This is a genomic window from Micromonospora sp. NPDC049282, assembly GCF_043197045.1.
Lineage (GTDB): Bacteria > Actinomycetota > Actinomycetes > Mycobacteriales > Micromonosporaceae > Micromonospora.
In genome coordinates this window covers 380,274-386,333 of sequence record NZ_JBICSL010000004.1, presented here as the reverse complement: position 1 = coordinate 386,333, position 6,060 = coordinate 380,274, and the positions used below count along the sequence as shown (strand labels likewise).

The following is a 6,060-nucleotide window of genomic DNA, read 5'->3' as shown; positions in this document are numbered from 1 at the left end:
AGATCGCCACCCGGGTCGGCGTCTCCCAGATGCACGTGTCGCGGCTGCTCGCCCGCGCGCTGACCAAGCTGCGCGGCCAGCTCACCGAAGCCTGATGAGAGGTAAGGAGGGGCCCCCTCTTAACGCCTGCGGTATAGGCGGGGCCCCCTCCTGACGCCTTCGCTCGCACCGCGTCCCGACCGCCACCGGCCCCGCCGGTGGCGGTCGCGTCGTCTCACCCGCCGCGCCCCGGCTCACCAGGCGGCGGGCGGTGGTGGTGGCACCACCGGGGGACGGTCGTCGCAGGTGATGGTGTTGGGCAGCAGCCACGGGGCCAGCCAGCCGCCGTCGTTGCCGCCGAGATCGGTCAGCCGGAACTCCGACCCGGCCGGGGTGAAGTGGAACGAGCCGCAGTTGTTCACCCCGACCGCGCCCACGTTGCGCGCGTCGACGTCGGCGAAACTCACCCCTCCGGCGGTCCGGGCGCTGACCACCGACGTGCCGGCGCCGTCGACCCGGATGTCGCGGAAGGCGACGTTGTCGATGCGTACGCTGTCCTTCACCGGCCAGTCGCTGACCAGCATGATGGCGTTGTAGGTGCTGTCCAGATAGGCGTCGCCGACCACCTGGATGTCGGCGTCGATGCTGCGGTCCAACGCGTAGAACCAGATCGCGCCGAGCCCGATGTTCCAGTTGAGATCGTAGGTGCCGGCCCGGACCGTGGTGTTGCCGGTGATCCGGATCCGGCCGGTGAACGGCTCGGCGCCGAAGCGGGCGCCGACCTGGATGGCGCTGCCCTCGCGTACCGGATCGGCGATCAGGTTGTGCGCGACGGTCAGGTCGGCGCCGCCGTAGAGCGCGATGCCGTTGGCCAGCACCGGCGACTGCACCGTGTTGTACGCGAAGGTGTTGGCCGCGTCGGCCGTCCCCTCCGACCACATGGCCAGCGCGTCGTCGCCGCTGTTGCGGACCACGGAGTTGGTGACCGACGACCGGGTGACGCCGGTGTGGAGGTTGAGCCCGTCGGCGATCTGGTCGGCGATCACGGTGTTCGTCACCCGCAGACCGGTCATCGGCCCGTCGAACCACATGCCGACCTTCGTGTGGTGCACGTAGAGGCCGTCGAGCGTGCTGTGGCTGAGCGGCCACCGACGCCGTTGACCTGGTCGGTGTCGATCCGCTCGCGCACGTCGCCCTCGATCGCGAAGCCGGAGAGGTGCACGTTCCGGCTGCCGCCGTCGGCGGCGTCGCGGCCGTAGAACCCGACGCCGGTGTGCCGGGAGCCGTCGGGCGCCGGGGTGTCCAGGGGGACCTCACGTCCCTTCACCACGGTGTACCAGCTGCCGGCGCCGACGACTGTCACGTCGTCCACGACGATGTGCCGGTCGACCCGGAAGGTGCCCGGCGGCAGGTACAGCGGGCGGTGCGCCCGCCGGGCGTACGCCACGGCCCGGTCGAACGCGTCGGCGGACTCCCGCCGGCCGGTCGGGTCGGCGCCGAAGGCCAGCACGTTCACCGCGCGGGGAAGCACCCGGGGCGGCGCGATCAGGTGCGTATCCAACAGGTCGATCACGGTCCAGGCGGCGGCGGTCCCGGTCGGCGCGGTCAGCCGGACCACGTCGCCGGCCCGGTGGGTGCGGCCGAGCGCCATCCGCTGCTCGTCGTAGAAGTGGTGCGGCCGGAACGGCTTGCTGACCACCGGCGCGGGTGTGGTGGCCGCCGGCACGCAGGAGCACTCGGTGATCCACCAGTCCGGGTGCAGCAGGTCGGCGCCGGGGTCGTTGGTGAACGGGTACTGGTTGTAGAGCCAGGCGTACTGCGAGGTGAGCGTCATGGTGCGCGCGGGCGTCCGGCCGACGGCCACCCGTAGCGGCGCGGTGATGCCGCCGCCGCCGGGGGCGTCCGGGATGCTGTATCGCACGGTCAGCGCGTTGGTGGCGCGGGGGAGCGTGAACTCGACGTACTGGCCGGGGAGCAGACGCACGGCGCGACGGCCGGACGCCTCGCCGGCCAGGGTGTAGGCCGACCGGTCCGGGCCGATGACCGTGCCGCTGGTCCGGGCGTGCTCGGCCTCCTGCTCGAGGTAGTCGACGGTGGCGCCGCGGCCGGCGACCAGGGCCGGGTCGAGGGCGGCCCGGGTGGTCACCGCTGCCGGGCCGGCCGGGGCGGGCGACGCCGCGGCGCTGCCGCCGGTCGGCACCGCCAGGGCGACGGCGGTGACCGCGGTGGCGAGGAGCTTCGGTACGGATGGACGGCCCGCCGGGCCGGGAACGCTCCGCTGCATCGGAGCACCCACTTTCTCGAGGGAGGGGACGGTGGCGGCCATGTTATTCCTGATGTCTGTCGTCTTTCAAGCATCAATATGCTCGAATCTTTCGACACTCCAGGGGCGATCGATGGCAGGATTCGCGCCGAATCGCTGTTCATTTCTTGCAAGAATCTGACGTACGATTGCCGCCGTGACGAAGCGCTTGACGGAGGTGGCCCGCAAGGCGGGCGTCAGCGAGGCGACCGTGAGTCGGGTGCTCAACGGCCGGGGCGGCGTGTCCGAGGCGACCCGGACGGCGGTGCTGACCGCGCTCGACGTGCTCGGTTACGAGCGCCCGACGAAGCTGCGTGGGGAGCGGGCCCGGCTGGTCGGCTTGGTCCTGCCGGAGCTGCAGAACCCGATCTTCCCGGCGCTGGCCGAGGTGGTCACCGGCTCCCTCGCCCAACGGGGCTTCACCCCGGCGCTCTGCGCCCGCACCATCGGCGGCGTGCCGGAGTCCGGCTATGTGGAGATGCTGCTGGACCACCAGGTCAGCGGCGTCATCTTCGCCGGCGGCTCGTACGCGTTGGCGGACGCCTCGCACGAGCACTACCGGCGCCTGATCGACCGGGGCCTGCCGGTCGTGCTGGTCAACGCGGGCGTGGAGGAGCTGGGTTTCCCGCGCGTGTCCACCGACGACGCGGTTGCCGTCGAGCAGGCGTACGGGCACCTGCGCTCGCTCGGGCACGAGACGATCGGCATGGTGCTCGGCCCGGAGGACCACGTGCCGTCACGACGCAAGCTGGACGCCATGATCCGGGCCGCCGGTTGGGGCGGCGAGGACCGCAGTTACGTGGAGCGCTCCAGCTTCTCCATGGAGGGCGCCCGGGTGGCCGCGACCAAGCTGGTCGAACGCGGCGTGACCGGCATCGTCTGCGCCAGCGACGTGCTGGCCCTGGGCACCATCCGGGCCGCCCGTCGGCTGGGTCGCGCGGTGCCGGCCGACGTGTCGGTGGTGGGCTTCGACGACTCCGCGTTCATGACGTGCACCGACCCGCCGCTGACCACGGTGCGGCAGCCGATCGAGACGATGGGTCAGGCCGCGGTGGACCTGCTGGTCACCCAGATCGAGGGGGTCGGCGTGCTGCACGACGAGCTGCTCTTCGAGCCGGAACTCGTGGTGCGCGGCTCGACCGCCCCCGCCCCGCGTACCTGATCCCCTCGCCCCACCGGGCCGTCGACCGCTTTCCGGGTCGGCGGCCCTTTTCGTGCTGCTGATGCCTCCGTCGTGATCATCCGGCACCAAGTCGCCTTCTTTCGTCATCAGGTCGAAACCTTGCTGCGAAGAGTCGACGTCGCTACATTGACTCCACTCACAGGCGGTCCCCGCAGGCCAGTGAAAGTCATCGATACACCCGTTCCCGAAGGGATGGACAGATGTCCGTACCGCAGTATCGGAAGGTCGCGGCGGCGGCGCTCGCGGCCGGCCTCGGGCTCAGCCTCGCGGCGTGTTCCACGAAGAGCGACGACTCCGCCGACGCCGGCGGCAAGGTCACCATCACGGTCGACTGCCAGCCGGTCGGCGCGCAGAAGGAACTGCTGAAGAACTGGAACGACGACGTCGCCGAGTTCCAGCGGCAGAACCCGAACATCGTGGTCAAGAGCGTCAGCGTCGGAGAGCAGTGCAACAACCCGCCGGACTTCACCGCCCGGCTCGCCGGCGGCACCGTCACCGACGTCTTCTACGGCTACATGACCGACCTGGCGCAGGTGCTGGACTCCGGTCAGGCGATGGACATCACCCGGTACGCCACCAAGGACGCGATCCCGACCTGGGACAGCGTGGACCCGGCGCTCAAGGAGGTCTTCACCGACGGCGGCAAGCTCTACGGCGTCCCGGTGAAGAACTACTCGATGGGACTGACCTACAACAAGGCGCTGTTCCAGCGCGCCGGGCTCGACGCGGCCAACCCGCCGAAGACGTGGCCCGAGGTGCGGGCGGCGGCCAAGAAGATCTCCGCACTCGGCGGCGGCATCGCCGGATACTCGGAGTACAGCGCCGGCAACACCGGCGGCTGGCACTTCACCTCGCTGCTCTACTCACAGGGCGGCCAGGTGCTGTCCGCCGACGGCAAGAAGGCCGACTTCAACAACCCGATGGGCAAGCAGGTCCTGCAGAACCTCAAGGACATGCGCTACGGCGACAACAGCATGGGCAGCCGCCAGCTCCTCCAGTGGGGTGACCTGCTCACCAACGCCGGGGCCGGCAAGGTCGGCATGTTCATCGGCGCGCCCGACGCCACCCAGGCGATCGTCAGCCAGTTCCAGGGCAAGTACCAGGACTGGGCGATGGGTCCGCTGCCCGGCCAGGACGGCCCGGCCAAGGCGACGCTCGGCGGCGGCGAGGGCTACTTCTTCAAGAAGGGCCTCACCCCGGAGCAGGTCAAGGCCGGTCTGAAGTGGATCGCCTACCAGAAGCTCACCCCCGGCAAGGGTCAGTTCGACTACGTCCGGGCCAAGCCGCAGAACTACCCGGTGGGCCTGCCCCAGCCGCTGCTCTTCGCAGGCGGCAGCGACGCGCAGAAGCAGGAACTGGACCTGCGCAAGGCCAACGCCAACGTGGACACCACCAACTTCGCGGTCTTCGAGGCCAACCCGGTGCCGATCAAGGGGGAGCCGCGAAACGCCCAGGCCATCTACGCGGTGCTCGACGCCGCGATGTCCGGGGTGCTGACCAACCCGAACGCCAACATCGACGCGCTCCTCAAGACGGCCGAGGCCAAGGTCAACCAGCTCCTGGCCGCCGGCAGCTGACCCGACCGGTGTGGGGGCCGGTCCGCCGGCCCCCACCCCCTACCGCAGGAGTCGTCTTGGCGCTCACCACCGCCCCGGGTGCCACCCGTCGGCCCGGCCGTCCCGCCCCGCCGCCGCAGCAGACCGCTGCGCGCCACGCCGGGCTCGGCCGGAAGGTACGGGACAACCTCACCGGGCACACGTTCCTGATCGGCGCGGTCGCGTGCTTCGCCGTCTTCTCCTGGTACCCGATGGTCCGCGGCGTGGTGATGAGCTTCCAGCGCACCCGGCGCGGCGAGACCACCTGGGTGGGCTGGGACAACTACACCCGGATCATCGCCGACCCGAGCTTCTGGACGGCCTGGAAGAACACGTTCGTCTTCACCGGCCTGGCGCTCGTGCTCGGCTACGCCGTGCCGTTCCTCGTGGCGATCCTGCTCAACGAGCTGCGCCACGCCAAGGGCTACCTGCGGGTGCTGGTCTACCTGCCGGTGATGCTGCCGCCGGCGTCCGCGCTGTTCCTGTTCAAGTTCTACGCGTACGACCCGAGCGAGGCGGGACTGTTCAACGCGGTCCTCACCGCGCTGGGCCTGCCCACGTCGGAGTGGATGCAGTCGCCGACCATGACGATGCCGGCCATGGTGCTCGCGTCGACCTGGATGAACATGGGCGGCGCGGTGCTGATCTACCTGGCCGCGTTGCAGAACATCCCCGGCGAGTTGTACGAGGCCGCCGAGATCGACGGCGCCGGGGTGTGGCGGCGGATCGTGCACGTGACCATCCCGCAGACCCGGCTGATCCTCGCGCTGCTGGCGATGCTTCAGATCGTGGCCACCATGCAGGTGTTCACCGAGCCGCTGATCCTCGCCAACGGCGCCGGCACGCAGGACTCGGCGACCTCGGTGGCGTACCTGATCTACCAGCACGGCTTCTTCCAGAACGACCTCAACGGAGCCGCCGCGCTCGGCGTGATCATGCTGGTGGTGCTGGCCGGGTTCTCCGCCGTCTACGTGCGACTGACCGCGAGGCAGGACTAGGAC

The 6,060-nt window shown here is 70.4% G+C and carries 4 protein-coding genes and 1 pseudogene; 4 read left to right on the top strand and 1 reads right to left on the bottom strand.

Features of this window, described 5'->3' with window-relative positions; all coding sequences use genetic code 11:
* Positions 1-95, top strand: a 95-nt coding sequence (locus ACGFI2_RS11005; RefSeq protein WP_393514163.1) for a sigma factor-like helix-turn-helix DNA-binding protein, incomplete at its 5' end; no start/stop codon positions are given.
* A 138-nt stretch (positions 96-233) separates the two neighbouring features.
* Here the strand turns inward: ACGFI2_RS11005 and ACGFI2_RS11000 are convergent.
* Positions 234-2,263: pseudogene (locus ACGFI2_RS11000) on the bottom strand (glycosyl hydrolase family 28-related protein).
* A gap of 175 nt (positions 2,264-2,438) precedes the next feature.
* Here ACGFI2_RS11000 and ACGFI2_RS10995 point away from each other — a divergent pair.
* From ACGFI2_RS10995 to ACGFI2_RS10985, 3 genes are all read left to right on the top strand, one after another.
* Complete coding sequence (locus ACGFI2_RS10995) at positions 2,439-3,443, top strand: LacI family DNA-binding transcriptional regulator (protein ID WP_393514115.1); 1,005 nt, start codon at positions 2,439-2,441, stop codon at positions 3,441-3,443.
* A gap of 221 nt (positions 3,444-3,664) precedes the next feature.
* Entirely contained in the window at positions 3,665-5,041 is a 1,377-nt protein-coding gene (locus ACGFI2_RS10990) for an ABC transporter substrate-binding protein (protein ID WP_393514112.1), read from the top strand.
* A 56-nt stretch (positions 5,042-5,097) separates the two neighbouring features.
* The gene (locus ACGFI2_RS10985; protein ID WP_393514109.1) at positions 5,098-6,057 is read left to right on the top strand and encodes a carbohydrate ABC transporter permease; all 960 of its coding nucleotides are present in this window, start codon (positions 5,098-5,100) and stop codon (positions 6,055-6,057) included.
* Positions 6,058-6,060: the final 3 nt, after the last annotated feature.

Excerpts from the sequence above, each read along its gene's own strand:
- ACGFI2_RS10990 (WP_393514112.1), top strand. The coding sequence starts at position 3,665 with ATGTCCGTACCGCAGTATCGGAAGGTCGCGGCGGCGGCGCTCGCGGCC.